Origin of the sequence: Streptomyces sp. NPDC051018 (assembly GCF_044456085.1) — a bacterium.
Classification (GTDB): domain Bacteria; phylum Actinomycetota; class Actinomycetes; order Streptomycetales; family Streptomycetaceae; genus Streptomyces.
The window spans coordinates 302,506-328,743 of record NZ_JBITFN010000003.1; the positions used below are offsets into that span (position 1 = coordinate 302,506).

The window sequence follows — 26,238 nt, forward strand, 5'->3', positions numbered from 1 at the left end:
TCCAGGGGTACGGTTCCGATGCAAGCGCATTGGTACGAGACGAGGAGGGAACAGCCATGCAGGACGCCCTGTGGAAGTTGTCCGCCGCCGCGCAGGCGGAGGCCGTGCGCGGTGCGGAGGTCTCAGCCGTCGAACTGATCGGCAGTCATCTGGACCGCATCGCCGAGGTCAACCCGTCGATGAACGCGGTCACCCAGCTTTTCGCGGATCGCGCGTATGAGACGGCAGCGGAGACGGACCGCCGGCGGGCCGCCGGTGAGGCGCTGGGGCCGCTCGCGGGCGTGCCGTTCACGGTGAAGGAGAGCACCGCCGTCGAAGGAGTGCCGACCACGTTCGGTACGGAGCGCTTCCGCGACCTGGTGGCGACCGCCGACGCGCCCCCGGTGGCACGGCTGCGCGCGGCCGGGGCGATCCCCGTCGGGCACAGCAACATCCCCACCCTGATTCTCGCGGGGATGCACACGCGCAGTGAGCTGTACGGCGACACGGTCAACCCGTGGGACGGCGGCCGGACCCCGGGCGGTTCCAGCGGGGGCGACGCCGTGGCCGTCGCCACGGGCATGGCGGCGCTCGGGCTCGGCAACGACTCCGGTGGGTCGGTGCGTATCCCGGCCCAGTTCTGCGGGGTGGCCGGGCTGAAGCCGTCCACGGGCCGGTTCCCCGCCGACCACCGCGTTCTCGGCCCGGACGACCCCGGCCCGGCGTCCCAGATGCTGGTCACCGACGGTCCGCTGGCCCGGTGTGTGGGCGATCTCCGGCTCGCTTACGAGGTGCTGGCCGGGACCGACCCGCGGGACCCGCGGGCCGTGCCGGTACCCGCGTACGGCGAACCGCTCACCGGCCCGGTGAAGGTCGCGGTCGTGGCGGACCCCGGCGGGCACGGCGTCCACCCGGCGATCCGCGGAGCCGTCGCGACCGCGGCCGACGCCCTGCGTGACGCCGGTTACGACGCACACGAGGTGCGGGACGTACCGCGGGTCGACGAGGCCCTGGAAGCGTACGGCCGGATCACCGTGACCGAGTTCGCCCCGGCCTGGCCGGTGGTGCGCAAGCTGCTCGGGAAGGGCGGGGACCGGTACATCGGGATGGCGATGGAGCGGACCCCGCCCGCGAGCGCGGACGAGTTCATGAAGCTGATGGGCACCTGGATGGGCATCCGCCGGTCCTGGGCCGCATTCCTCCACGAGTACACGCTGCTGCTCGGCCCGGTCTTCACCGAACCACCGGTCGAACCGGGGCTGGAATCACGCGACAGGGCGGGCCGGGACCGGGTCGGGTCGGGAATGCGCCTGTGTACGGTGACCAGCTTCGTGGGCGTGCCGGGTGTGGCCGTACCGACCGGGACGGCCGACGGGCTCCCCTGCGGAGTGCAGATCGTCGGGCGCGCGTTCCGGGAGGACCTGTGCCTCGGCGCCGCCCAGGCGATCGAGGACCGGCTCGGGGTCCTCACCCCGGTCGACCCGCGAGGAGGGAGCCGGGACGTCTGAGCCGGTGAACCGGTCAGCCCCGGCGCCGTACGGGGCGCGCACCCGTAGGGCATCCGGAGCACGGCGCAAGGCGGGCGGCTCGGGCTGCCCGCGCCGGCGGCACCGGCCCTCGGCCGGAAGGCGAAGGCGGTGGCGGCGGACCGGCCGCCGCCACCGCTCCCACCGGGACGCCCCCCGGACGCCCCGCCAGGCCGCCCCCGCCGGGACTCAGGGAGTCAGCGGGCCTCCGTGAGCAGATGGACGACACCGGTCGGGTTCTTGACCCAGTGGGTCCGGGTGTCGAGGTTCACCAGGGGCTCGACCTCGTCACACGGGTGGATACCGATACCGGCCAGCTTCTCCCTCGCCGCGTCCAGGTCGTCGGTGTGGACCTGGAGCCACAGATCGTGCCGGCTGTAGGCGTCGACGCAGTCGAGCCACAGCGTGATGGGGCCGAACCGCACCGAGTGCGTCCTCGACACGGTCGGGGCGTTGGACGCGTCGTCCTCCTTGACGTCGAAGCCCAGGGTGTCCCGGTAGAAGGCCACGGTGGCCTCGTACTGCGCCTTGGGGATCTTCATCGCGATGTTCAGACCGGGGGTGAACTCAGGCTCATTCATGATGATGCGACTCCTTGGTGTCGGTGATGTCCTGTGGGTGTTCCCGGGTGTCGTCCAGCGCGGCTCCCAGCGCGTGCTCCAGAGCCGTCAGCCGGTCGTCCCACCGATGGGCGAGGGTGGCGAGCCACACCTGCGCCGCGCGGATGGGGGCCGGTTCCAACCGGTAGGGGTGGCGGCGGCCGGACGGTTCGCCGGAGCTGATGAGTCCCGCCTCGACGAGCCGGCCGAGGTGCTTGGCCACCGCCTGGCGGCTGACCGGCAACCGGCGCGCGAGTTCGGTGACGGTGGCCGGTCCGGCGCGGGCGAGTTCTTCCAGCAGCGCCCGCCGCGTCGGATCCGTCAGGGCCGCGAACACCGCGACGGCCTGCTCCTCGGAATCAGCCGGCCGCATCGAGGTAGGTCCCCAGCTCGGCGAGCTCCGTGTCCCACCCCTGGCTGTTGGACCTGTGGGCGGCCAGGGCCACCTCCTCGGCGACCCGGGCGAACCCGCTCTCCACCAGGCGCAGCCTGGTGCCTTCCGGTACGGGCTCCAGCGTGAACTCCACCAGCGTCCGCGCCGCCCCACCCTCCGGCAGGGACCCGATGCCCCACCAGAACGCGAAACGGCGGGGCGGGTCGACCGCCTCGATCGTGGCGACGGACTCGTCGTCGAACTCCTCCCATCGGAAGAACGCCCGCCCGCCGGGCCGCAGATCGATCTCGGCCACCGAACCGAACCACTGCGAGAGTCCCTCGGCCGTGGTCAGCGCGGTCCACACGCGCTCGACGGGGTGCCGCAGCACCACCTCGCGCTCGATCGTGTTCGCAACCATTCCACCCTCCTTCGCAACCTTTGCGTTGCCATCTCTATAGCAATATAAAGGTTGCGATAGAACCAGGCAAACGGTCCGGGTATCCGACGTGCCGCGAAGCCCGCCCGATCGACCTGATCCGCTGAGCGCGACTGCGGCAGTTCGCCCTGTTCCCCACCGCCGTGAACGGTCACCGTCCGGCCTTCGCGCAGGGACGGCGGATCGTGTGACGCACACAACCCGGACCTCCTCCCGGCCGCTCCGGGCCCCTCTGGGATGCTCACTCCATGTCGAGCACAGAGCGCAACCCGGGTCCCGTCAGTCCGGACGCCCCCGGCGTGATAGCGAGTCCCTTGCTCACCCAGTGGTGGCTGGACCTCACGTTCGTCCACTGGCCCGTGGACCCGGACCTCGTGGCCGGGCTGCTGCCGGCCGGGACCGTACCCGACACGCTCCACGGGACCACGTACGTCGGCCTGGTGGCCTTCCGGATGCACCGGGTCGGCTGGTTCCGGCTCCCCGGGGTCCCCTATTTCGGCGCTTTCCCGGAGACCAACGTGCGTCTGTACTCAGTCGACGCCCACGGCCGGCGCGGTGTGGTGTTCCGCTCGATGGATGCCTCCCGGCTGCTGCCGGTGGTCATGGGGCGGGCCGGCTTCCGGCTGCCGTACGTGTGGTCCCGTATGTCCGTCCGCTCCGCCGACGACACACTCGTCTACACCAGCTCCCGGCGCTGGCCCGGGCCCCGTGGCGTGGGCAGCCGGATCACCGTACGCAAGGGTGAACGCGTCGAGGAGCCGACGGAGCTGGAGCACTTCCTGACCGCCCGGTGGGGGATGCACAACGCCTTCCCCGGCGGTGTGGCCTATCTGCCCAACGACCACCCGCGCTGGCCGCTGTACCGGGCGGAGCTCGTCGAGTGCCGGGAGGAACTGGTGGCGGCGGCGGGACTGCCCGTACCGCGGGGTGAGCCGGTCAGTGTGCTGTACTCGCCGGGAGTCCCCGTCCGTCTCGGCGCGCCCGCGCGCCCGCCCGGGATCCCGGCCCCGTAAGAACTCCGGTGCCAAAGGCCCGCGGGCAGTCGGCGCCACCAGAGGCACGCGGACCGTCGGTGGCCGGCCTCTTCGGAGTCCTCAGCGGGCCGTGTAGCCGCCGTCGACGAGGTGGTGGCTGCCCTGGACGAACGACGCCCGGTCGGAGAGCAGGAAACAGATGGTCTCGGCGACCTCCTGCGTTGTGCCCAGACGCCCCACGGGGTGCAGAGCCACCAGGGCCGCCCGCTGTTCGTCGTCCACCGTATGGAGCAGTGGGGTGTCGATGAAGCCCGGCCCGACGGCGTTGACCCGGATGCCCCGGGCCGCGTACTCAAGAGCCGCGGTCTTCGTCAGGCCGACCACACCGTGCTTGGCGGCGACATAAGCGCTCCCTCCCATGGTCGCGACCGTTCCCATGATCGAGGCGACGTTCACCACCGAGCCGCCGCCGGCCTCGCTCATCGCGGGCAGCTCGCACCGCAGCGAGTGGAAGACCCCGTCGAGATTGACGGCCATCACCTGGCGCCACTCCGCCAGGGGGTAGTCGGCGAGGCGGGCGACGGCGCCGGAGACCCCGGCGTTGTTGACCGCGAGACGGAGTGGGCCGAGCCGTTGGACGGTGGTGTCGACCGCCACCCGTACGGACTCGGGGTCGGTGACGTCGACGGCGAGCCCGATGGCGGTGCCGCCGTCGGCCGTCAGCCGTTCCGCGAGCACCTCCGCCGCCTTTCCGTCGAGGTCGGCGACGGCCACGGCGGCCCCGCGCGCGGCCAGCAGGGCGCTGACGGCGTAGCCGATGCCGGAGGCCCCGCCGGTGACGAAGGCGGTGCGACCGGCGAACTCACGGGTGATGTCCTCGGAGGAGCGGGGCGCGTTCTGCGGGGCAGTGGACATGACGGTATGTCTCTCCTCGGGTGGCGGCGGGACGTTGGGCGTACGGCGGCGGACCCGGCCAGTGTTCAGTGCACCGCGCTCGGCGGCAGCGGGAGCTGCGCCATACGGGCGCGCACACCGCCCCGCCGACCGGATCCGGACCCCGCCCGGTGGGCCGGCGGCGCCCCGCTCCGGGCCCGGGGGCCATGCGATGTGCGGGGTCCGTCCAGGGCATGCGTACCCCTGTGACCCAAGGTCGGATACCGGCACACAGCCTCCCGGGCCCGGCGTGAGGTGAACGCGTGTTCCGACGGCGAGCCGTCGCACGCGAACAGCCACCGGCCGGTCCCCGCACCGGTCGGGCCAGGTCGGACGTGCCGGTCGGGCGGACGGCGGACCCCTGCCCCGGCCGCGCCCGAATGGCGGTACAGGACGTACGCTCGGCTGGCAGACCGAGCCGGGCAACGCAGGCGGAGACCGCAGGGGACGGCGCCGCGCGACAGATGGAGACACGATGAGCAAGGCCACGAGGACGGACACGCGGTCGCCCCCGCCGCACGTCGCGGACCGCCATGGGGTGATCCGTGTGCACGGCGCCCGCGAGAACAACCTCAAGGACGTCAGCATCGAGATCCCCAAGCGCCGGCTGACGGTGTTCACCGGTGTCTCCGGCTCGGGCAAGAGCTCTCTGGTGTTCAACACGATCGCCGCCGAGTCCCAGCGGCTGATCAACGAGACCTACAGCACCTTCGTCCAGGGCTTCATGCCGGCACTGGCGCGCCCCGAGGTCGATGTACTCGACGGGCTGACCACCGCGATCATCGTGGATCAGCAGCGGATGGGCAGCGACCCCCGCTCCACGGTCGGCACCGCCACCGACGCCAACGCGATGCTGCGTATCCTCTTCAGCCGGCTCGGGCAGCCGCACATCGGTTCGCCCGGCGCGTTCGCCTTCAATGTGGCCTCGGTCCGGGCGAGCGGTGCAATCACGGTCGAGCGCGGTGCCGGGAAGACCGTGAAGCAGACCTTCTCCCGCACCGGCGGCATGTGTGTGCGCTGCGAGGGCCGCGGGACCGTCTCCGACATCGACCTCACACAGCTCTACGACGACTCCAAGTCGATCGCCGAGGGCGCCTTCACCATTCCCGGCTGGAAGTCGGACAGCTGGTGGACCGTCCGGCTCTACGCCGAGTCGGGGTTCCTCGACCCGGACAAGCCGATCCGCAGGTTCACCAAGAAGGAGATGGAGGACTTCCTCCACCGGGAGCCGACCAAGGTGAAGGTCGAGGGCGTGAACCTCACCTACGAAGGGCTGATCCCCAAGATCCAGAAGTCGTTCCTGTCCAAGGACAAGGAGTCCATGCAGCCGCACATCCGGGCGTTCGTGGAGCGGGCGGTCACCTTCACCGTCTGCCCCGGGTGCGACGGAACCCGGCTCAGCGAGGCCGCCCGGTCGTCGAAGATCGAGGGGATCGGCATCGCCGACGCCTGCGCGATGCAGATCAGCGATCTCGCCGACTGGGTCCGCGGGCTCGACGAGCCGTCGGTGGGGCCGCTGCTCGCCACGCTGCGGCACACACTCGACTCGTTCACGGGGATCGGACTGGGCTATCTCTCCCTCGACCGGCCGTCGGGCACGCTCTCGGGCGGTGAGGCGCAGCGCGTCAAGATGATCCGCCATCTCGGCTCCTCGCTGACGGATGTCACCTATGTCTTCGACGAGCCCACCACGGGTCTGCACCCCCATGACATCCAGCGGATGAACGACCTGCTGCTGCGGCTGCGGGACAAGGGCAACACGGTGCTCGTCGTGGAGCACAAGCCGGAGACGATCGCGATCGCCGACCATGTCGTCGACCTCGGGCCGGGCGCCGGTACGGCGGGCGGCACCGTCTGTTTCGAGGGCACCGTCGAGGGGCTGCGGACCGGTGACACCATCACCGGCCGCCATTTCGACGACCGGGCCGCGCTCAAGAAGACGGTCCGCAAGCCCACCGGCGCACTGGAGATCCGGGGTGCGACGACGCACAACCTGCGAGGTGTCGACGTCGACATCCCGCTCGGGGTCCTCACCGTCGTCACCGGTGTCGCCGGCTCCGGCAAGAGCTCGCTCGTACACGGGTCGATCCCCGCCGGCGAGGGTGTGGTGTCGGTCGACCAGAGCGCGATCCGCGGTTCGCGGCGGAGCAACCCGGCGACGTACACCGGACTGCTCGACCCGATCCGCAAAGCCTTCGCGAAGGCCAACGGTGTGAAGCCGGCGCTGTTCAGCGCCAACTCCGAGGGTGCCTGCCCCAACTGCAACGGCGCCGGCGTCATCTACACCGATCTGGCGATGATGGCCGGGGTCGCCACCCCCTGCGACGAGTGCGAGGGAAAGCGGTTCCAGGCATCGGTCCTCGACCACCGCCTCGGCGGCCGCGACATCAGCGAGGTGCTCGCGATGTCGGTGAACGACGCCGGGGAGTTCTTCGGCGACGGCGAGGCACGTACGCCGGCCGCGCACCGCGTCCTCGGGCGGCTGGCCGACGTCGGGCTCGGCTACCTCACCCTCGGCCAGCCCCTGACCACACTGTCCGGCGGTGAACGGCAGAGACTCAAACTGGCCACCCATATGGCCGCCGACGGCGGTGTCTACATCCTCGACGAGCCGACCACGGGCCTCCACCTCGCCGATGTGGAACAGCTGCTCGGCCTGCTCGACCGGCTCGTCGACTCCGGTAAGTCGGTCATCGTCATCGAGCACCACCAGGCGGTCATGGCCCACGCCGACTGGATCATCGACCTCGGACCCGGCGCCGGTCACGACGGCGGCCGGATCGTCTTCGAGGGCACACCGGCCAATCTCGCCGCCGCCCGCTCCACCCTCACCGGCGAGCACCTCGCGGACTACATCGGCGCCTGAGGCGAGGTCCCCGCACGGGCCACCGTCCCCGCGGGTCCGGTTTCGGCTCGCCCGCCGACCTCCGGCACCACTTCCGGCGTCAGACGGGTATCAGCCCCCGGACCCACCGGACCGCGTTCCGGACCTTCGCCGTGACCGTCGCGACGCGGGACCCCTCGGCCGGACGGCCCGAGGACACGGGTTCGCCGGCTTCTGCGGGTACGGACGCCCCGCCGGACGCAGCGGTCTGAAGGGCCTCGCGCACCGGACCGACCGGCTGCGTGTACCGGTCGGTGGCCGCTGTGCGCCGGTCACCGGGTTCGGGTCCTCCGGGGCCCTTCGCCGGTATCCCGCGCCCGGGGCCTCCCGGCGCCGGCCGGGTGTCGGTCCACCACTGCCGGCGCCCCCACGTGGGACGCTCCGTACTGCTGTGATCTCTGACAGCGGGAGGCCCGGTGGACGTCAGCACGTTTTACGCGCTCTTCTCGGCGACGTGTTTCACCCTGGTCGGTCTGTGGTGGAACGTGGTCCAGGGGCATGGGGAGTGGCTGCGGGTGCCCACACTGCGCCGGATCGTGGGCGGGGTCTATCTCTCGTTCCTGCTGCCCGCGCTGATGGGGCTCTTCGCCCAGGTGGGTGGTACCGCGAGCCCGGAGATCTGGCGGGCCAGCTTTGTGGTGATCGCCGTGGTGGGGTGTGTGTCGACGCTGCGGCTGCTGGCGCACAGTGCCCGCGACCGCGCCTCCGTACATCTGGCGCTGCCTCAGCTGGGCGCCGCGGTCGTCTATCTGCTGATCGCGGTGGTGGGGATCGCGCCCGACATCGCGGATGCGGTGGAGCTGCGGCCGATCCAGGCGGAGGCGATTCTGCTGTCCCTGCTGGTTCTCCTCGGCCATGGTCTGGTGTGGCGGTTCATGGCCGGTGAGGGACGCCCTGATGCGGCTTCCTGACATCCCTTGAGGCCCGTCAGGACGGTGGCCGGTGAGCCGCGTCGGGGGTGCCCGACGTACCGCCGTTGTGCCGGTTCGCCCCGTCCGACATCGCGGAAAGGGCGCACCGGCACCTCACTCGTCCCGTACGTCCGGATCCGCGTCGCGGGACGGCGACGGGGCGTCGTGCTCCGGGTTCCCGGCCAGGCCCGAGATGAGCTGCTTGATCACGGATCTGATCGCCTCGGGCGATTCATACCCCTTGGCGAGATGCTGAGACGCCTCGTCCAGGGCGCCTACGAGAACGAGCGCCAGCGGCCGTGTGGCCTGGGGGTGGATACGGCCCGCCGCCATCGCGCCGGCGAGCCGTTCCTCCATCAGGCCGATGGTGTGCCGCGACTCGATCTCGCGCCAGCGGTCCCAGCCGAGCACGGCCGGTGCGTCGAGGAGCGCGATGCGCTGGACCTCGGGCTCCGCCGAAGCGTCCAGCCAGGCCAGACACCCCACGATGAGACGGTCGATGGGGTCGGGCAGTCCCGATGTGAGAACCGCGGAGCCGATGCGCTGGACCAGGTCGCGCTCGACGTCTTCCAGTACCGCCTCGAAGAGCGCGCGCTTGTCTGCGAACTGGTGGTACATCGCGCCCCGGCTGACCCCGGCCGCCTTGACGATCGCCACCGTGCTGACCTCGGCGTAGCCGACCTGGCCGAACAAGGTGCGGCCGGCTTCGAGCAGAGCTTGTCGTGTCGCCGCGGAACGCGCGGCTTGGGTTCGGCGGTCGGTGCTCATCAATCCAGATGGTCGCTCGAAAAGGGAGGAGAGATCCAGTATAGATCCCGGCTCCCCAGCGTGACTCACCCGGGAGCCCCGGTCGCGTACAAGGCGTCGATGACCTCCTGATGGTTCGCGAGGACCGCCGCGCGTCTCACCTTGAAGCTCACGGTGAGTTCTCCGGCCCCGACCTCCAGATCCCTCGGCAGGACGGCGAATCGCTTGATCTGCTCGACCCGGCCCACCTGTGCGTTCACCCGGTCGACCTCGCGCTGGACGATGGCGTGTATGTCCGGCGATCCCAGTGCTTCCCCGGGTGTCATGTCGTGCTCCGCGGCGAAGCGGTGCAGTTCTTCCGGGTCGAGGGTGATCAGTACGACGAGATAGGGCCGGCGGTCACCGACGAGAACGGCCTGGGAGATCCAGCCGCTTTCCTTGAGCGCGTTCTCCGCCCGTGCCGGTGCGATGTTCTTTCCGCCCGCCGTGATGATGATGTCCTTCTGGCGGCCGGTGATGAAGACATAGCCGTCGTCGTCGATCGAGGCCAGATCTCCGGTGTGGAACCACCCGTCGTCGAGGGCCTGACGGGTCGACAGGTCGTCCTGGTAGTAGCCCTTGAACACATTCCCGCCCCGCAGCAGCAGCTCTCCGCTCTCGGCGATCTTGGCTTCGACGCCGGGCAGCGGCCTCCCGGCCGAACGGAGCCGAAAGTCACTGAGCGAGTTGACCGTTGCCACGGTGGCGGTCTCGGTGAGGCCGTACGCCTCCAGAACGGGCACGCCACACGCGTGGAAGAATTCGAGGATCTCCTGGGCGATGGGGGCGGCGCCCGAGGTGCACTGGCGGATTTCACCGCCGAACAGTTCCCGGACCTTGGAGTACAGCGTCACCTCGCAGCGCTGGAACACCCTGAGCAGTTCTTCGGGGACCTCCTCCCCGGCCGCGGTCAGAGCGCGCACCCGCAATCCGGTCTCCACGGCCGCCCGCAATTGCCCGGGGTCCTCCACCAGAGCGGTCGCCCGTGCGTACGCCTTCTCGAAGATTCTCGGAACCGAGGGGAAATAGGTGGGGCGCACCTCCATGAGATTGGACATGATCTTCGAGGGGTCCCGTTCCCAGAAGGCGATCGAAGCTCCCAGATCGAACGACAGGAACTGGACCACGGCGGCGAACGCGTGGGCCAGCGGGAGAAACAGATAGACGCGCTCCCCCGGCACGATGGTCTTCGTCGCGGCGATCATGTCGACCACCTCACGGTAATTGCCGTGCGTGAGTACGCAGCCCTTGGGCACCCCGGTTGTCCCGGACGTGTACATGATGATGCACGGCTGCTCCGGCCCGACCGCGGCGATACCGGCCTCGAACACCGCCGGGTCGACCGCCCTGCCCCTGCGGCGGACCTCCTCCAGCGGCAGCGCTCCGGAGCCGGGGGGCATCGGATCGAAGGCGATGACATGCCGCAGCCGAGGCAGCCGTGCCCGGATCGCCGTGATCTTGTCCAACTGCTCGGTGTCCTCGACGAAGAGGACCTCGGCACCGGAGTGCTCCAGCACATAGCGGCACTCTTCCGCGGAGTTGGTCTGATACACCGATACGGAAACACCGCCGGCGGCCAGGATTCCGAAGTGGGCGTAGGTCCACTCGGGCCGGGAGTTGGCCAGGATGGCCGCCTTCACACCCGGGCGCAGACCCAGTGCGAGCAATCCCCGCCCGACCTCGGCCACGGCCTCCCGGAGCTGCGCATAGCTCACGGGCCGCCATACGCCGTTCTCCTTGAACCGGAGGGCGACATCCGGGCCGTACAGCTCGGCGGCGCGCGGGACCAGATCCGCCATCGTGCGCGAGCCCGTCCCCACCGCACCGGCCTTCTCCGCAGAACTGCTGCCACTCATGGCGCCACCTTCTTTCACGGGAGGCTCTTGTCGAGCCGCTGATATGACGACCAGCCGATGAACACGGCGAAGATACATACAGCCTGAATGTTTGTATAGGTATTCAGACCCTTGGGCGGCAACTCAGACAGCGGGCGCCCGGTCTCCATGGCCACAGCCCCATCAGTCATCCACCCACCACCGCACCACAGGCAATTCCGGCGAACCCTTGACGAATGACCGACCGCAAAGTTACATACAGGCTGACTGTTTGTCGATGTTGGGAGCTGAACATGTCTGCCCGTACTCGCGAACTCTTCGACCGCTACCACGCCGGCTGGGAAGCCCGGGACCCCGACCGGATCGCCGATCTCCACACCGAGGACTCGATCTTCCATCTGCACCTGGGACAGCCGCCCGCACGCGGGCGGGCGGAGGTCCGCAGGGCGGCGGCGGAGAACTTCTCCCTGGTTCCCGACCTCACGTTCACGATGGTCTCGCTGCGGACCGGGGAGGACTTCTGGGTCGTCCAGTTCAAGCTCAGCGGGACGGCGGTCACGGGTGTCCCGCTGGACGCCGACCTCGCGGACTTCGTCCTCGTCGAGGCAGGAGCGGTCAAGGAGAAGCACTCCTACGTCGACGGAGTGGCGATGCAGGCGGTACTGCCCCCCATCGAGGCCACACGGTGACCGGCGCCACGACGGCGGAAACCAGGCGCGACAGCTCCGCGACCCCGGCGCCGACCGCCCTCGACCCACGGCTCGTGTCCGACCTCATCACCCTGGTGACGGCGACCGGCGACCAGCGGGCCACCGTTCGCAACCCGCTCACGGGCGAGGCGATCACCCGGGTACCCCATGCGACCCCCGAGGACATCGAGCACGCGTTCACCCGGGCACGTACGGCCCAGCGGCGTTGGTCGCGGCTGCCGGTGCGCGCCCGCGCCCGAATGCTGCTCCGCTTTCACGACCTGCTGGTGGCGCGGCAGGGCACGGTCATGGACATCATCGCCGCCGAGACGGGGAAGGCCCGTCGTCATGCGTTCGACGAAGTCCTCCACCTCGGCCTGACCGCGCGCTACTACGCGCGATCCGCCGCGAAGCATCTGCGCGGCCGCGGCGCGAAAGGGGCGATGCCGGGTCTGACCCGGGTGCGCGTCCACCACACGCCGAAGGGCGTCGTCGGGGTCATCTCGCCGTGGAACTATCCGTTCACACTGGCGTCGTGCGACGGCCTGGCTGCGATCATGGCCGGGAACGCAGTGGTCCTGAAGCCGGACGAGCGCACCATGCTCTCGGCGCTGATCGGGAAGCGGCTGCTGGTCGACGCGGGCATGCCCGAGGACCTCTGGCAGATCGTGGCGGGGCCGGGCCCGACCGTCGGCCGCGACCTCATCGCGGGCGCCGACTATGTGTGTTTCACCGGCTCGGTCACCACCGGCCGTACGGTCGCCCGGCAGTGCGCCGACAGGCTCGTCGGCTGTTCACTGGAACTCGGGGGCAAGAACGCCTTTGTGGTGCTGAGGGACGCCGACCTGGAGAAGGCGGCGGAAGGAGCCGTCCGCGCGGCCTTCGCCAACGCGGGCCAGCTGTGCGTCTCCAGCGAACGCTTCTACGTCGACCGCGCCGTCTACGACGAGTTCACGGACCGTTTCGTCGCCCGCACCCGGGCGATGGTGTTCACCGGGGACGCGTCCTGGGACAACGCCATGGGATCGCTCATCTCTCGCGAGCAGCTGGACAAGGTGACGGCCCATGTGGAGGACGCGGTCCACAAGGGCGCGACGGTACTCACCGGAGGCGGGCCCCGGCCCGAGTACGGCCCGTACTTCTTCGAGCCGACGATTCTGGCCGGTGTCACCCCGGCCATGGACTGCCATCTCCAGGAGACGTTCGGCCCGGTCGTCTCCGTCTACCCCTTCGACGACGAGAACTCCGTGCTCGGGATGGTCAACGACGGCGCCATGGGTCTCAACGCCTCCCTCTTCGGCGGCCGCCGGACACGGGAGCTCGCGCGCGGCGTCATGGCCGGCAGCGTCAACATCAACGACGGGTACGCCGCCTCCTTCGCCAGCATCGACGCGCCCATGGGCGGGATGCGGCAGTCCGGTCTCGGCCGGCGGCAGGGCAGGGAGGGGATCCTCCGTTTCACGGAACCGCAGTCGGTGGCGGGACAGCACCTGACCCGCTTCGGCCCCGCGGACGGTATGACCATGGAGAGCTACGCCAAGCTCATGACGCTGTCGCTGCGGCTCATGCGACGGATCCCGGGCCGCTGAGGGACCGGCGCGTATCCGGGCCGGCGCGTCGCGCGCGAAGCCGGGCGGGCGGAAGACGCCCCCGGGACCGCGACGGCCGACGCGCCGGCCCGGCCCGTGGGAAACCCCCGTACGCCGTGTCGACCGCGGCCCCTGACTCATGGCCCCCTCGCCGTACCGCCGCCGTGCCCGACACGTCGTCCGCGGCGGCGATCCGACCCGTAAGCAAGGAGAGAACCGTGCGGATAGCCGCCACGTTGTCGTACGCCGGAGATGTACGGGCCACCGTCGCCGAGGCGGTCGCCCTCGAAGACGCAGGACTCGACATCGTGTTCGTCCCCGAGGTGTACGGCTTCGACGCCCCGACCATCATGGGCTTCCTGGCCGCCCGTACCCGGCGTGTGGAGATCGCGTCCGGCATCCTGCCGATCTACTCGCGCACGCCCGCACTCATCGCGCAGACCGCGGCGGGACTCGACGTGGTGTCCGGCGGCCGGGCGATCCTCGGACTGGGCGCGTCCGGCCCGCAGGTCGTCGAGGGGTGGCACGGCGTCCCGTACGACAAGCCGCTCTCCCGCACCCGCGAGATCGTCGGACTGTGCCGCCGCGTCTGGCGCCGCGAGGTCATCACCAACACCGGGCTGTACCCGCTGCCCCTGCCCGCGGGCCAGGGCACGGGCCTCGGCAAACCGCTGAAACTCCTCGCCCACCCGGTCCGCGAACGCATCCCCGTGTATCTGGCCGCCCTCGGCGGGCAGAGCGTCCGGCTCACCGCCGAGATCGCGGAAGGGTGGCTGCCGTTCCTCTTCCTGCCGGAACGCGCCCACCGGGTCTGGGGCACCTCGCTGGCCGAGGGGAAGGCCCGCCGCGACCCCCGGCTCGGTGAACTGCAGACCGTGGCCGGCGGTTTCCTCGCCATCGGCGACGACGTCACCGCGCTCCGCGATCTGGCCCGCCCCCACACCGCGCTGTACGTCGGGGGCATGGGGGCCAAGGGCCGCAACTTCTACAACGACGTCGTCCGTACCTACGGCTTCGAGGCCGAGGCCGAGCGCGTCCAGGACCTGTATCTCGCCGGGCACAAGAAGGAGGCCATGGCCGCACTCCCCGACGAACTCATCGATCTCACCAACCTCATCGGCCCCGAGGGGTGGGTACGCGACCGGATCGCCGCCTACCGGGAGGCCGGGGTCACCGTACTCAGCGTCAACCCCGTGGGGCCGGACCCGCTCGCCGATGTGCGGACGCTCAAGAAACTGGTGTCGTGACCGCCGCCGTACGGATCCGGAGGCCCGGTCCGGATCCGTACGCGCGGCGGCGGGCGATGCCCGTCATGGACGGTGCCCACGGCCACGGGGTCAGAAGGACAGCTTCCAGCTGTCGAGGTACCCCGCACTCGTGCTGTAGCGGTCCTGCACCGTCAGCTTCCAGGTGCCGTTGGCCTTCTTTGACGAGACGTCCACGCTGTGGGTGGTGGGCCCGCTGGAACCGAGTGAGTTGCTCCTGAGCAGATACGGGGTGCCGTCCGGTGCCACCAGGTGCACGGTCGGATCGGACCGGTCCCAGTGGACGATGTTCTCCTGCACCTCCAGAAGGGCGGGGCCGTTCCCGGAAAGGCCCGTCACCTCGATCGTCGACGAGACCACCGGACCGGGGTCGCCGTCCGGAATCCGGACGTCGGTGGTGTTCTCGAAGACGGGGCCCGGGGGCTTCGGAGGATTCGGCCTGCCGGAGCGCGTACCGACGTTGACGGCGCCCCAGGCTTCCCTGACGTTGACATACGTCGGGGAATCGGCGCCGTACAGATCGGCGGCCGCGGTGAGGGTGGCGGCACGCGCGCCCGCGTAGTCGGTGTGCCGCTCCCACGGTGCCCGCCTCCTTGGCCTTCGCCGGCGCGTACGTTCCGGCCGTGGCGGCGCTCCGGACCGGGGTCACCTCCGGTACGGCGATCCGGGCGGCGGTCGCGCGGGTCACCCTCTCGACCGTGCCGGCCGGAACGGTGTGGACGACGAGGTCGCCGCCGAGGACGGGCAGCCCCCGGTAGGTGCGCTCGTAGCGGGTGTGCAGGGTGCCGTCGGCGTCCTGGAGGACGCTGCCGGGCACCAACTCCTCCTGGGCTCCCAGACCAATGGCGCGGGCCGTCGCTCCCCGGGCGGAGGTGGCGTCGGCCAGCAGCTCGGCGTGTCGCGCGGGGGTGAGTTCCACGGGTAAGGCACCGGCCCGGGGCACCGCGGCCGGTACGACGGGCGCGGATACGGCCGTGCCCGACGGGAGGGCCGGCGCGACCAGTGCGGCGGCCGCGAGGAACGCGCCGGCGGCCGGTGCCGTCCGGAGGGGGATCGTCTCATTCATGACTCCTTCTGTGAGGGGGGCGGGTACGCCGGTGCCGGGCAGAGCGTCCGGGACGCGACGGTGAGCGAAGGCATCCACCGGAGCGGGCGGATGCCCGACATACGCATGGTGCTGACAGTGCTGAAGTCTCTCCGTGGCACTGGAGGGCCCCAGGGGCCGAAGGTCCAAGGGCAGACGAACCTGACACCGAAGCCCCCGGGGCGCACGGGAGACTCCGGGAATATGGCCGTGAACGGACGGGCGTCCACCGGAAGCCGGTGGAGCCTGCCAGGGAGGCGTCGGCTCCCGGGTGACCCCGGGCCGGCAACGGGCAGTGAGTCTTCTTGTCCGACCGAGCGGATATCTTGCCCGCTGAGAGGACGCCATCCCGGCCGGGCATCCCGTTGGACCGCCGGACACGCTCAAGGAGTGAGTTTCCGTTGAAGAGCCTGCCGCAGACGAACGACACCCTGCTGATCCGCACCGACTTCTCCGACCAGGCGGCTTGGCAAGCCCTCTGGACGACGGTCACGACTCCGAACGAGGACGACTTCCTCGCCGATGTTCATATCGTGGACGATCCTGCCTACCGCGATCTGACGACCGGACAGATCATCTCCCTGGCCCCTGCCGGGACCGGGCGCCGCCTGATGATCGTGGCCGACGAGACCGCCCTCGCCACGCCGGAGATGCCGCTGCTCGCTGTCCACCTGCCGTACGCGTACGAACCGGAACAGGGGCACGGGGAACTGCGAGTCACAGCCGGGGAACTGTGGTCGATCGAGAACAACCTCTCCCTCGCCAACATGGACTGGGAGGAGTTCGCAGGGGCCGCGGATGCCGACGGCGTCGTCCGGGGCTTCTGATCTCGGGCGACAGGCGTTTGCCGAACCAGGACAGCACACCCGCCCGACGGGAGGTCCACGTGTTCACGGCCGCGGTGCCCCACAGCGGTTACAGGGCCTCGCCGGTCTCGCCGTCCGCGGCCGACGCCGGCGGCCGGGCCTCGCCGAGCCGTTCGGCGGTCCTGCCCACCCCGAGGGCCGACGCCGGCTCGGCGCATGATCTGACATGGCTGTTCCCCGACCCCCGAGCCGACCCGGGACAAAGGAGAGTTCCCCCATCAGCACCTCACACCCCATCGATGTCCCCGAGGCGTTCGCCGCGTCGTACGGCGGGAACGATCCGTCCCGCCGTACCTGGATCACCGGGCTGCCCCGGCTAGCCGCCGGCTTCCTGGACCGCTGGGCGCTGCGCCCGGACGGCCGCGCCGGGCACGGTATGGCCGCGCTCGTGCTGCCGGTCGTCCGCGCGGACGGTACGCCCGCGGTGCTGAAGCTGCAGCAGCCGAGCGAGGACAACGCCGCCGCCGCGCTCGGTCTGCGCGTGTGGGACGGCGGGGGCGCCGTGCGCCTGCTGGACCACGACCCCGACACCGGCACCACACTGCTGGAGCGGCTGGACGCCACCCGTCCGCTGTCGGCGGTGGCCGACGACACCGCCGCCACGCAGATCCTCGCCGAACTGATGGCGCGGCTGGTCGCGGTGCCCGCGCCCGAAGGGGTACGGCGGCTGGGCGACATCGCCGCCGCCATGCTCGACAAGGCGCCGGGCGCCGCACCGGCGCTGCGCGACCTGGCCGAGCGGCGCCTGGTGCTGATCTGCGCGTCGGCCGTCGCCGAACTCGTCGCCGAGCCCGGAGACCGGCTGCTGCACTGGGACCTGCACTACGACAACGTCCTCGCCGGACAGCGGGAACCCTGGCTGGCCATCGACCCCGAGCCCCTGGCGGGCGATCCCGGGTTCGATCTCTGGCCGGCGCTCGACAGCCGGTGGGAGGACGTCGTGGTGGCATCGGGCGATGTGACCCGCACGGTGCTCCGCCGCTTCGACCACCTGACCGAGGTGCTGGGCCTCGACCGGCAGCGCGCGGCCGGCTGGACGCTCGGCCGTGTGCTGGAGAACGCGCTGTGGGACATCGAGGACGGCAGGACGGCGCTGGAGCCGGCCCAGGTCGCGCTCGCCTCGGCCCTGCTGGGGAGATGATCACGGCCGGATCCCGGGCGGACGGTCCGGCCCGCGGGTTCCGGGGCCACCGGCCGCGCAGCCGCCTAGAATATGCAAGCTGCTTGCGGGACAAGGGAGTTGTGGCATGGCGGACGGCGGGCACGCCCGGGACAGGATCGACACAGGGCGGGCCCACTCGGCCCGTGTGTACGACTACATCCTCGGCGGGAAGGACCACTACCCCGTGGATGTCGAGGCCGGTGAGGCGATGATCGCGGGGTGGCCCGCACTCCGGGTCCATATGCGGGCCAACCGGGAGTTCATGCACCGCGCGGCGCGGTACCTCGCGCGGGAGGCGGGGATCCGTCAGTTCCTGGACATCGGTACGGGCCTGCCGACCTCGCCCAATCTGCACGAGGTGGTCCAGCGGGAGCGGCCCGACGCGGCCGTCGTCTATGTGGACAACGATCCCATCGTGCTGGCGCACGCGCAGGCGCTGCTGACCGGGACGCCGCAGGGCCGTACGGCGTATGTGGACGCGGATATGCGCGAACCCGATGCCATCATCCGGTCCCCGCAGTTCCGGGAGGTCCTCGATCCCGGGCAGCCGGTCGCGCTCATGGTCATCGGCATGCTGCACTTCATCATGCCGCCCGAGGACCACACCCTGATCCGGCGCCTGCTGGAACCCCTGCCTCCGGGTAGCTTCCTGGCGGCGACCATCGGCACCGCCGACTTCGCGCCGGTGGAAGTCCGCCGTGTCCAGGCCGAGTACGAGAGCCGTGGCATGCCGATGGTACTGCGTGACGAACGGGAGGCCGCGGCCTTCTTCGACGGCCTGGAGATGGTCCCTCCCGGCCTGAAGCAGGTGCACCACTGGCGCCCGTCGCCGGATCAGGAGTCCCTCGACGACCGGGACATCGCGATGTACGGGGCGGTGGCCCGCAGGCCCTGATCCCCGGGCGGGCCCGCCCCGGGCCCTTCACCCGGTCGGGTTCCGCCTATCCCGTGATCGCTAACTCGCTTATGAATTACGTCCTGTTGACGCTAGGTTGTGCGAGAGCCACGGGACGTACAGCACGGGATGTACAGCAGGAAGGTGTTCTCAATGAGGGATGGCGAACCGACACCGCAGGCATCGAGCAGGATCGATACCTCAGTACCCCACTCGGCACGCATCTGGAACTACTGGGTGGGCGGCAAGGATCACTACGAAGTCGACCAGGCGGCCGGCGACCAGGTCAAGCAGGTGTTCCCGGGCATCGTCGACGACGCCCGGCACACCCGGGCGTTCCTGTCACGCGCCGTCCGCCATCTGACGGCCGACGCGGGCATCCGTCAGTTCCTCGACATCGGCACCGGTCTGCCGACCGCCGACAACACCCATGAAGTCGCCCAGCAGATCGCGCCCGCGTCACGGATCGTCTACGTCGACAACGATCCCCTGGTGCTCACCCATGCCCAGGCCCTGCTGACCAGTACCCCCGAGGGTGCCTGCGACTACATCGACGCGGACGTGCGGAACCCGGCCCTGATCCTGGAGGCAGCCGCCCGGACGCTGGACTTCGGCCGCCCCGTCGGACTGATGATGCTGGGCATCCTCGGCAACGTCCCCGACTACGACGAGGCACGGGCCGCCCTCTCGCATCTCCTCGGCGCACTGCCCTCCGGCAGCTATCTGGTGGTCAACGACGGCACGACCACCAATGAAGCGCGCAACGAGGCCGTCCGTCAGTACAACGAGAACAGCGGCGGCGACCACCCCTACACCAACCGCACCCCGGAACAGATCACGGCCTACTTCGACGGCCTGGAACTCGTCGACCCGGGCGTGGTGCCCACCTCCCAGTGGCGGCCTGTCCCCGGCCCGGACCCGGTGCCCGACGTCGCGGTGCTCTGCGGCGTCGGACGGAAGAACTGACACGGAAGAACTGACGCCGCTTCACCCCCGTGGGCCCGGCACCCGGCGCGTCCGCCGCCGGGCCGTCGTGCCCGCGGGCATGGCGGCATCGGCTGCCGGGTCCGGTTCCGAGCCGCCCCGGACACCGGCGCCACCGGCCCGCGCCGGAGTGATCAGGTCCACCGGCTCAGGAACTGCCCGTGCGCGGGTGGGGACGGGGGCAGGGCGCCGTGGGCGGACGGAGGCGGCGTGCTGCCGGCGAGCACCCGGTACCGGCCGGGGCTCATCCCCACCGCCGCCCGGAAGGCGCGGTTGAAGCCGGAGGCCCTGGGCAGGCCCCAGCGGGCGCCGATCGCGTGGACCGGCACATGGCGGAGGGCGGGGTCGGCCAGGTCGCGGCGGCACGGGGAGAGGCGTTGCTCGCGGATGAAGGCGCCGGCGGTGGTGCCCTGTGCCTGGAACAGGCGCTGCACATAACGCGCCGAGATCCCGTGGGCCACGGCGATCGACGCCGGTGACAGCTCCGCGTCGCCGAGGTGCCGGTCGACGAACGACGCGATCTTCAGAAACAGGATGCGCTGGCGTGACTCGCCCGTCAGATCCGTGCCCCGGTCGAGACAGTGACTCAGGGCCACGGTCACAAGATCGAGGGACGTCTGGCCGAGCCGTACGAGCTCACCGGGCGAGCAGCGTCCGTACTCCCGGGTGAGACCGGTGAGGAACTGGGCGAGAAGCCGACCGGCTCCGGTCCGCCCGGAGAGCGGGGTGGCCAGAAGCCGTTGCACGTGCGGGCACCGGAGGCGGAGCGACCGGCGCGAGAACTGGAGCACGAGGGTGTTCTCCTGATTCGGAGCCAGGCCCATGATCCCCCGGTACGGCAGGGAGCTGTCGTACAGGACGAATTCCCCGGGCCCGACCTGGGAACGGGTGCGCGCCTGCTCGATGCCGTGCCGTCCCGTCCGGACGTAGACCAGGTGGTAGCACTCCGGATCGCTCTGTCTGATCAGCCTCGGTGTGCGCTCGGTCGTCACCGGGCTGCACGACGCCTGGATCATCTCTCCGGACCCGAGCGGCAGATACCCCATACGGGCGCGGAAGCCGGCCGGGTCATGGGGCAGGATCCGTACCGGCATCAGGAACCGCGATGTGACCTCGGCGAACGCGGAGGCCCCCTCGCCCGTGGGCACCTCGTCGGTGTCGAACGTCCTCAGCACTGTCCCACCTCCCCGCCACCACATCCTGCTGCGCCCGTCCCGGGGCGGCCAGTGCATCCCCGGCCAACCACCGTGCGCGTGCGGCCCACGGCCCACCGCAGGCCCGGACACGGCCGACGGACACACCCTTTGCGGCCCGGACACGTACCGCCCGGCGAACCGGGCACCGGGGCCGTTCAGCCCCCTGGTCCTGCGCGATGCCCGGCGGCCTCCGTATCCCTTTTCCGCCGGGCCCGGACGGTATGCCCGCCCCGGGGCGGGCCGTCGCCGGTGATCCCGTGACGCCCACCGGCGACGGTACGCACGGTACGGGGGCGGCCCCCGGCGGGCGCCGCCCCCGGTGCCCGGGCTTCAGGCGGTCCTGGTCATCAGGTGCTTGACCCGGACGTATGAGTCCAGGGCGTAGGTGGACAGGTCCTTGCCGTATCCGGACTGCTTGAATCCGCCGTGCGGCATCTCGGTCGCGTACACCCCGTGGCAGTTGATCCACACCGTTCCCGCGTCGATGCGCCCGGCCAGCCGGGTCACGGCGGCGGGGGCGCGGCTCCAGACCGACGCCGCCAGGCCGTAGGGCACGTCGTTCGCCAGGCGGAGCGCCTCGTCCTCGTCGGTGAAGGGCTGGACGGTGAGGACCGGGCCGAAGACCTCCTCCTGCACGATCGCGTCGTCCTGGCGCACTCCGGTCACCACGGTCGGGGCGAAGAAGAAGCCGGGTCCGGGCAGGGGGGTGCCTCCCGTGACGATGTGCGCGTGCTCGGGGAGCGCTGTCAGGTAGGCGCTCACCCGGTCCAGTTGGGCGCGGCTGTTCAGCGGGCCGACCTCCGTTCCGGCGGCCCGCTCGGCCAGCAGCGCGACCAGTTCGTCGTGCGCCTCGGCGGCCACGAGGACCCGGCAGGCGGCGGTGCAGTCCTGGCCCGCGTTGTAGAGGGCGGCCTCCGCGATGCCGTCCGCCGCCCCGGCCAGGTCGGCGTCCGCGAGGACGATCGCGGGCGCGTCTCCGCCCAGTTCCAGGTGGAGCCGTTTGATCCCGGCCGAGGCCGTGATCTCCGCCCCGGCCCGGCTGCTCCCGGTGAGGGAGACCAGAGCGGGGACCGGGTGGGCGGCGAGCGCACGGCCGGTGTCACGGTCTCCGCACACGACGGTGACCACGCCCGGCGGCAGCACCTCGGCGCAGATCTCGCCCAGGACGAGCGCGCTCATGGGGGTGGTCTCGGCCGGCTTGAGGACCACGGTGTTCCCTGCCGCCAGCGCGGGGGCGAGCTTGTCGACCGCGCAGGTCAGTGGATGGTTCCACGGTGCGATCAGGGCACAGACGCCGACGGGCTCGCGGACCGCCGCCGACATATGACCGGGCACGTACTCCCCGCCCAGCGGCCCCTGGGCGCCGCGCGCGGCCCCGGCCATGAACCGCAGTTCGTCCAAGGCCCCGGGGATGTCCTCCTCCAGCACTTCGGAGAGGTCCTTGCCCGTGTTGCGGCTTTCGACGGCTGCCAGCTCCTTCGCCCGGGAGGCGATCGCGTCGGCCAGGGCGAGCAGGGAGCGGTGGCGGTCCGCCGGTGTGAAGGTCCGCCAGGTCTCCAGGGCGGCCGCGGCAGTGCGGACGGCCGTGTCGACGTCCTGGGCCGAGGCGACCGGGACGCGGTCGTAGACCTCGCCGGTGCGGGGGTCCGTGATGTCGGTGTGGGTCACAGGGTCTCCTCGATGAAGGCGGCCACACGCTCGCCGACGACGGTGGTCGGCAGCGCGGGGGTGCCACGGGGCACCTGGGGGAAGACGGAGGCGTCGGCGATGTGCAGGCCCTCCAGGCCGTGCACCTTGCCGGTGTGGTCGACGACGGCGTACGGGTCACCGGCCGGGCCCATCCGGCAGCTGCCCGCCGGATGCCAGTAGTGGCGGTGGTTCGCCCTGATCCAGTCGCGGGTGTCGCCGCCGTCCGGGGTGAGCAGCGGGGTGCCCAGACAGGGGGACAGGTCCAGTTCCCGTGCCCGGTCCAGGCCGTGGGCGAGGGCCGCCAGATCGTCCGGGTGGGCCAGATAGGCGTGGTCGATGTCGGCGAGGGCACCGGGCGCGGCCGGGTTCAGCCGTACCGTCCCCCGTGACCGGGGGTTGAGCAGGCCGACGGCGACGACGCAGCGCCAGCCGTGTTCCAGCGTCTCGTCCCGCTCGGTCCAGGGGTAGATGTGCAGGTCGTACGGCGCGTCCCCCGCGTAGGGCGAGCGGATCTTGGCGAGGGCCTGCTCGTCGGGCAGGAACCGGTCGCGGAAGAACGCGGCCAGGTCCGCGGCGAGTTCCGCGGTTGCGGCGAACTCCAGTTGTACGGACGGGTGGTCGTGGAGGTTCTCCCCCACCCCGGGCAGATGGTGACGGACCGGAACGCCTGCCTCGGTGAGATGGGCGGCCGGGCCGATACCGGAGCGCAGCAGCACTTCGGGGCTTCCGTAGGCGCCCGCGCTGAGCACGATGAGGCCGGTGCCGATCCGGTGGCGCCGGCCGTCCGCGGTGAGGACATCGACCGCCACCGCCCGTCCGTTGTCGAGCACCACCCTGTCGGCCCTGACGCCGCCCACGACTGTCAGATTGCCCCGGTCGCGTACCGGGTCGAGATAGGCGAAGGCCGTGTTGACGCGCACTCCGCCGGGGGTGATGTTGACGGGCGCGCAGCCGATGCCCGCTTCCCCGTCGAGCCGGTCGAAGTCCTGCCGTACGGGCAGACCGAGCTTTGCGCCCGCGGCGATGAAGGACCGCTGGAAGGGCTGGATCTCCTCGTCACGGTAGGACCTCAGCCGCATCCGCGCGGCCGCCTCGTCGAACAGCGGGCGCAGTGAGGCGGAGTCCCAGCCCGGTGAGCCGGCGGCCGCCCAGGCGTCGTAGTCTCCGGCCCAGCCGGAGTTCTGGGTACAGCCGTTGTGGGTGGAGCAGCCCCCGATGACCCGGCAGCGGTCGAAGGTGTGGCGCCCGCTCCGGTAGCCCCAGTCGTGCGAGGCGGGCAGGGTGGTGGCGTCCAGCAGATCGGCGGGCCATGAGGAGCGGTCGGGCCCGTAGTCGGGTCCCGCTTCCAGGACGAGTACCCGGTGGCGCCGGGCGAGCCGTCCCGCGAGGGCGCATCCTGCCGTACCGCCTCCCAGGACGACGATCTCGGCGTGGTCGGGAAGCATGTGTGGTGACTCCTCGGTCGGAGGTTGCGGATGTGGTGGGCCCGGCGCGGCGAGCGGGAGCGGGCCGGGGAGAGGGGAAGAGGGAGCCGGGGCGGGGACGAGCGTGCCGGGCTCGGGCCGCGTCCGTCCCCGTCCGGCGGAAGGCGGTCCGCCGCGTCGCCCGGGGGTGCGTACGGTCGGCGAGCCACGGGGCTCACGCGACCGTGCGGGCGGGGTGGCGGGATCAATGAGCTGTGTGGACCTCGCGCGGGAGTGCGGAGGTACGTCTCCGGTGCGGCCGGCCGGCCCGGGTTCTACGCCAAGGGCTTGGAGGTCCACCGGAAGCGGCGCCGGGACGGATGTGCCGGGGCACGGTCACCGGGTGACGGCTGCCGCGGTTCCGTACGGACGGGGCAATCGGCGGGCGGAGAGGTCGAGCGGCGGCCCGAACCGGGTGGCGGTTCCACCTGCGTGCGGCCTCCTTCCTGCGGTGTGGGGCCATCATGCGTGGAGGCGTTCAAAATCGTCAAGCAGCAATGCTCAATATGACCGCGCTAGGCTGTCGTGGTGACGACGACCTTCGACAGGGGCCTGGCCCTCCTCGACGCGATCCTGGAGGCGGAGCTGGGCTCCGCCGGTTACCCCGGCAACGCGCAGCTCGCCGATTCGATCGGCCTCGACCAGGCCACGGTCTCCCGCATGCTCAAGGACCTCGCGGCACTGGGTCTCGTCGAGCGGGCCGGGAGGGCGCCCGGCTGGCGCATCGGCCCCGGGTACTTCGCACTCGCCGCCGCGGCGGGCGACCGGGATCTGCTGACGGGCGCCCGGCCGCTCCTGCGCGGGCTGGTGGCACGCTGGCACGAACCCGCCTGGCTGTCGGTGCGTTCGGGGGGCATGGCGCTCACGGTCGAGGCCCAGCTCAGCCACTGGTCGTCCTATGTGGCGGCGACCCCCGGGGCACGTACGCCGATCTGGTGCACAGGGCCCGGCCGGGCCCTGCTGCTCGACCACACAGAGCAGCAGCTCGCCGAACTGCTCGACGGGGTGGAGTTCACCGGCGGCGGGCCGAGGGCCGCTCGCGACGTCGCGGCGCTGGCGGCCTACAACAGCACCGACCGGGCCGCCGGAGTGGTCGTCGCCGACCGCGAGTTCGAGCACGACGTGGTGGATTTCTCCGCACCCGTCCGCGACGGGTCCGGGGCCGTCGTGGCCGCGCTCAGCCTCGCGGTGCCGCGGTTCCGGCTGGCCGGCCGCTCCGCCGGGATCGCGGAGTCGGTGGCGGGGGCCGCCCGGGCCCTGGAGGTCAGGGCCGGCGGCCGAGAAGGCCGGAGAGCCGGGCGGCCAGGTCCCTGATCACCCGGCCGTGCCTCTCGGCCAGCGGGGCGAGCCGCTCCGAGGGGCCCTCCGTGTGCAGGGCGCAGACGATCTCGCCGGAGAAGTCCCGGACCGGCGCGGCGACGGCGAACACCCCCGGCTCCGACTCCCCGTCCACCACCGCGTAGCCACGGGCCCTGGCCGCCACGAGCCGCGCCTCGAAGTCGGCCACGCCGGTCGGCGCGGCGGGCCCGTAGGCGATGAACTCGGTCCCGGCGAAGACGATGTCCAGCTCCTCGCGACTACAGTCCCACAGCAGCGCCTGCCCCGCGTCGTCGCAGTACAGCGGGTACGAACGGCCCACCCAGGAAAGCCCCGAGGGCACGTCCTCCATCATGGCCACCGCGCCGTCCCCCCGCACCTCGGCCAGGAACGCGCTCGTCCCGGTCGCCTCCGCCGCCTCGCGCAGGACCGGCGGTCCCTCCGTCAGCAGCCGGGCCCTGGCGGCGCGGGCCGCGCGGCTGTGGAGCTGCCAGCTCAGTTCATAGGCGAGGGTGCCGGGATCCCGGCTGAGCAGACCGGCCGCCCCGAGGCTGTGCAGGGTGCGGGACACCTGGACCCGGTTGCGTCCGAGACGGTCGGCGATCCCCGTCGAGGTCACCGGGTTCCCGGCATCGGCCACCGCGAGCAGCACATCGAGTCCGCGGCGAAGGCTCCGCACGGTTCCAGTGGTCATCCGGCGATGGTATAGGCCGGGGTGGGCGGCCGGTGTCCGCGCGGGCGGGTGCCCCGGGGTGCGGTCGGCGCCTGCCCGGGCGGCCCCCCGCTCCGGGGCACGTCTC

23 protein-coding genes and 2 pseudogenes are annotated in these 26,238 nt (G+C 71.3%); 12 read left to right on the forward strand and 13 right to left on the reverse strand.

Features of this window, described 5'->3' with window-relative positions; all coding sequences use genetic code 11:
* The first annotated feature begins 56 nt into the window (after positions 1–56).
* Positions 57–1,487: an amidase gene (locus ACIBCM_RS07700; protein ID WP_399241049.1), complete on the forward strand. Its 1,431-nt coding sequence runs from the start codon at positions 57–59 to the stop codon at positions 1,485–1,487.
* 215 nt (positions 1,488–1,702) lie between these two features.
* On the opposite strand, the gene ACIBCM_RS07705 is transcribed toward ACIBCM_RS07700, so the two are convergent.
* Genes ACIBCM_RS07705 through ACIBCM_RS07715 form a run of 3 tightly spaced genes read right to left on the reverse strand, consistent with a single transcriptional unit; the run spans position 1,703 to position 2,898 of the window.
* The gene (locus ACIBCM_RS07705; protein WP_399241050.1) at positions 1,703–2,086 is read right to left on the reverse strand and encodes a VOC family protein; all 384 of its coding nucleotides are present in this window, start codon (positions 2,084–2,086) and stop codon (positions 1,703–1,705) included.
* Complete coding sequence (locus ACIBCM_RS07710) at positions 2,079–2,477, reverse strand: ArsR/SmtB family transcription factor (protein WP_399241051.1); 399 nt, start codon at positions 2,475–2,477, stop codon at positions 2,079–2,081. The genes ACIBCM_RS07705 and ACIBCM_RS07710 overlap by 8 nt, the downstream gene beginning before the upstream one ends.
* Positions 2,464–2,898 carry an SRPBCC domain-containing protein gene (locus tag ACIBCM_RS07715; RefSeq protein WP_399241052.1) on the reverse strand — a complete coding sequence of 145 codons (435 nt, stop codon included), beginning with the start codon at positions 2,896–2,898 and terminating at the stop codon, positions 2,464–2,466. Before ACIBCM_RS07715 ends, ACIBCM_RS07710 begins: the two co-directional genes overlap by 14 nt.
* 266 nt (positions 2,899–3,164) lie before the next feature.
* Here ACIBCM_RS07715 and ACIBCM_RS07720 point away from each other — a divergent pair, with 266 nt between their 5' ends.
* On the forward strand, positions 3,165–3,929 hold the full coding sequence (locus tag ACIBCM_RS07720) for a YqjF family protein (protein ID WP_399241053.1): 765 nt from the start codon (positions 3,165–3,167) through the stop codon (positions 3,927–3,929).
* A gap of 81 nt (positions 3,930–4,010) precedes the next feature.
* Here ACIBCM_RS07720 and ACIBCM_RS07725 read toward each other — a convergent pair whose 3' ends face one another.
* Positions 4,011–4,805: an SDR family NAD(P)-dependent oxidoreductase gene (locus ACIBCM_RS07725; protein WP_399241054.1), complete on the reverse strand. Its 795-nt coding sequence runs from the start codon at positions 4,803–4,805 to the stop codon at positions 4,011–4,013.
* Between the two features lie 493 nt (positions 4,806–5,298).
* Between ACIBCM_RS07725 and ACIBCM_RS07730 the strand changes: the two genes are divergently transcribed.
* Together ACIBCM_RS07730 and ACIBCM_RS07735 are read left to right on the forward strand one after the other, a co-directional pair.
* Complete coding sequence (locus tag ACIBCM_RS07730) at positions 5,299–7,689, forward strand: ATP-binding cassette domain-containing protein (RefSeq protein WP_399241055.1); 2,391 nt, start codon at positions 5,299–5,301, stop codon at positions 7,687–7,689.
* A gap of 434 nt (positions 7,690–8,123) precedes the next feature.
* The gene (locus ACIBCM_RS07735) at positions 8,124–8,618 is read left to right on the forward strand and encodes a hypothetical protein (RefSeq protein ID WP_399241056.1); all 495 of its coding nucleotides are present in this window, start codon (positions 8,124–8,126) and stop codon (positions 8,616–8,618) included.
* A 114-nt stretch (positions 8,619–8,732) separates the two neighbouring features.
* Here the strand turns inward: ACIBCM_RS07735 and ACIBCM_RS07740 are convergent, their stop codons facing one another.
* Positions 8,733–9,386 carry a TetR/AcrR family transcriptional regulator gene (locus tag ACIBCM_RS07740; RefSeq protein WP_399241057.1) on the reverse strand — a complete coding sequence of 218 codons (654 nt, stop codon included), beginning with the start codon at positions 9,384–9,386 and terminating at the stop codon, positions 8,733–8,735.
* Between the two features lie 65 nt (positions 9,387–9,451).
* On the reverse strand, positions 9,452–11,260 hold the full coding sequence (locus ACIBCM_RS07745) for an AMP-dependent synthetase/ligase (RefSeq protein WP_399241058.1): 1,809 nt from the start codon (positions 11,258–11,260) through the stop codon (positions 9,452–9,454).
* A 272-nt stretch (positions 11,261–11,532) separates the two neighbouring features.
* On the opposite strand from ACIBCM_RS07745, the gene ACIBCM_RS07750 reads away from it, so the two are divergent.
* The 3 genes from ACIBCM_RS07750 to ACIBCM_RS07760 all read left to right on the forward strand — a co-directional run bounded on the left by ACIBCM_RS07750 (position 11,533) and on the right by ACIBCM_RS07760 (position 14,764).
* Positions 11,533–11,928: a nuclear transport factor 2 family protein gene (locus ACIBCM_RS07750; RefSeq protein ID WP_399241059.1), complete on the forward strand. Its 396-nt coding sequence runs from the start codon at positions 11,533–11,535 to the stop codon at positions 11,926–11,928.
* The gene (locus tag ACIBCM_RS07755) at positions 11,925–13,517 is read left to right on the forward strand and encodes a succinic semialdehyde dehydrogenase (RefSeq protein ID WP_399241060.1); all 1,593 of its coding nucleotides are present in this window, start codon (positions 11,925–11,927) and stop codon (positions 13,515–13,517) included. The genes ACIBCM_RS07750 and ACIBCM_RS07755 overlap by 4 nt, the downstream gene beginning before the upstream one ends.
* A 218-nt stretch (positions 13,518–13,735) precedes the next feature.
* Positions 13,736–14,764, forward strand: a complete 1,029-nt coding sequence (locus tag ACIBCM_RS07760) for an LLM class F420-dependent oxidoreductase (RefSeq protein WP_399241061.1) — start codon at positions 13,736–13,738, stop codon at positions 14,762–14,764.
* 90 nt (positions 14,765–14,854) lie between these two features.
* Here ACIBCM_RS07760 and ACIBCM_RS07765 read toward each other — a convergent pair whose 3' ends face one another.
* Together ACIBCM_RS07765 and ACIBCM_RS07770 are read right to left on the reverse strand one after the other, a co-directional pair.
* Positions 14,855–15,142, reverse strand: a complete 288-nt coding sequence (locus ACIBCM_RS07765; protein WP_399241062.1) for a proprotein convertase P-domain-containing protein — start codon at positions 15,140–15,142, stop codon at positions 14,855–14,857.
* A gap of 379 nt (positions 15,143–15,521) precedes the next feature.
* Positions 15,522–16,214: pseudogene (locus ACIBCM_RS07770) on the reverse strand (hypothetical protein); the annotation flags it as partial.
* Positions 16,215–16,267: 53 nt separating this feature from the next.
* Between ACIBCM_RS07770 and ACIBCM_RS07775 the strand changes: the two are divergent.
* Positions 16,268–16,693, forward strand: coding sequence for a DUF6924 domain-containing protein (locus tag ACIBCM_RS07775; RefSeq protein WP_399241063.1), 426 nt, complete (start codon positions 16,268–16,270; stop codon positions 16,691–16,693).
* Between the two features lie 19 nt (positions 16,694–16,712).
* Here the strand turns inward: ACIBCM_RS07775 and ACIBCM_RS07780 are convergent.
* Positions 16,713–16,868 (reverse strand): annotated as a pseudogene (locus ACIBCM_RS07780) (site-specific integrase); the annotation flags it as partial.
* Between the two features lie 81 nt (positions 16,869–16,949).
* Here ACIBCM_RS07780 and ACIBCM_RS07785 point away from each other — a divergent pair.
* The 3 genes from ACIBCM_RS07785 (at position 16,950) to ACIBCM_RS07795 (ending at position 19,755) form a co-directional block, all read left to right on the forward strand.
* Complete coding sequence (locus ACIBCM_RS07785) at positions 16,950–17,873, forward strand: aminoglycoside phosphotransferase family protein (protein WP_399241274.1); 924 nt, start codon at positions 16,950–16,952, stop codon at positions 17,871–17,873.
* A gap of 106 nt (positions 17,874–17,979) precedes the next feature.
* Complete coding sequence (locus tag ACIBCM_RS07790) at positions 17,980–18,789, forward strand: SAM-dependent methyltransferase (RefSeq protein ID WP_399241064.1); 810 nt, start codon at positions 17,980–17,982, stop codon at positions 18,787–18,789.
* 153 nt (positions 18,790–18,942) lie between these two features.
* On the forward strand, positions 18,943–19,755 hold the full coding sequence (locus ACIBCM_RS07795; protein ID WP_399241065.1) for an SAM-dependent methyltransferase: 813 nt from the start codon (positions 18,943–18,945) through the stop codon (positions 19,753–19,755).
* Between the two features lie 152 nt (positions 19,756–19,907).
* On the opposite strand, the gene ACIBCM_RS07800 is transcribed toward ACIBCM_RS07795, so the two are convergent.
* The 3 genes from ACIBCM_RS07800 to ACIBCM_RS07810 all read right to left on the reverse strand — a co-directional run bounded on the left by ACIBCM_RS07800 (position 19,908) and on the right by ACIBCM_RS07810 (position 24,103).
* Entirely contained in the window at positions 19,908–20,948 is a 1,041-nt protein-coding gene (locus ACIBCM_RS07800) for a helix-turn-helix domain-containing protein (RefSeq protein ID WP_399241066.1), read from the reverse strand.
* A gap of 351 nt (positions 20,949–21,299) precedes the next feature.
* Positions 21,300–22,637 (reverse strand): aldehyde dehydrogenase family protein, encoded by a 1,338-nt coding sequence (locus ACIBCM_RS07805; protein WP_399241067.1) that lies wholly within the window; start codon positions 22,635–22,637, stop codon positions 21,300–21,302.
* Positions 22,634–24,103 (reverse strand): GMC family oxidoreductase, encoded by a 1,470-nt coding sequence (locus ACIBCM_RS07810; RefSeq protein WP_399241068.1) that lies wholly within the window; start codon positions 24,101–24,103, stop codon positions 22,634–22,636. The genes ACIBCM_RS07805 and ACIBCM_RS07810 overlap by 4 nt, the downstream gene beginning before the upstream one ends.
* A gap of 546 nt (positions 24,104–24,649) precedes the next feature.
* Here ACIBCM_RS07810 and ACIBCM_RS07815 point away from each other — a divergent pair.
* Entirely contained in the window at positions 24,650–25,435 is a 786-nt protein-coding gene (locus tag ACIBCM_RS07815; RefSeq protein WP_399241069.1) for an IclR family transcriptional regulator, read from the forward strand.
* On the opposite strand, the gene ACIBCM_RS07820 is transcribed toward ACIBCM_RS07815, so the two are convergent.
* Positions 25,386–26,132, reverse strand: a complete 747-nt coding sequence (locus ACIBCM_RS07820) for an IclR family transcriptional regulator (RefSeq protein WP_399241070.1) — start codon at positions 26,130–26,132, stop codon at positions 25,386–25,388. The genes ACIBCM_RS07815 and ACIBCM_RS07820 overlap by 50 nt on opposite strands.
* Positions 26,133–26,238: the final 106 nt, after the last annotated feature.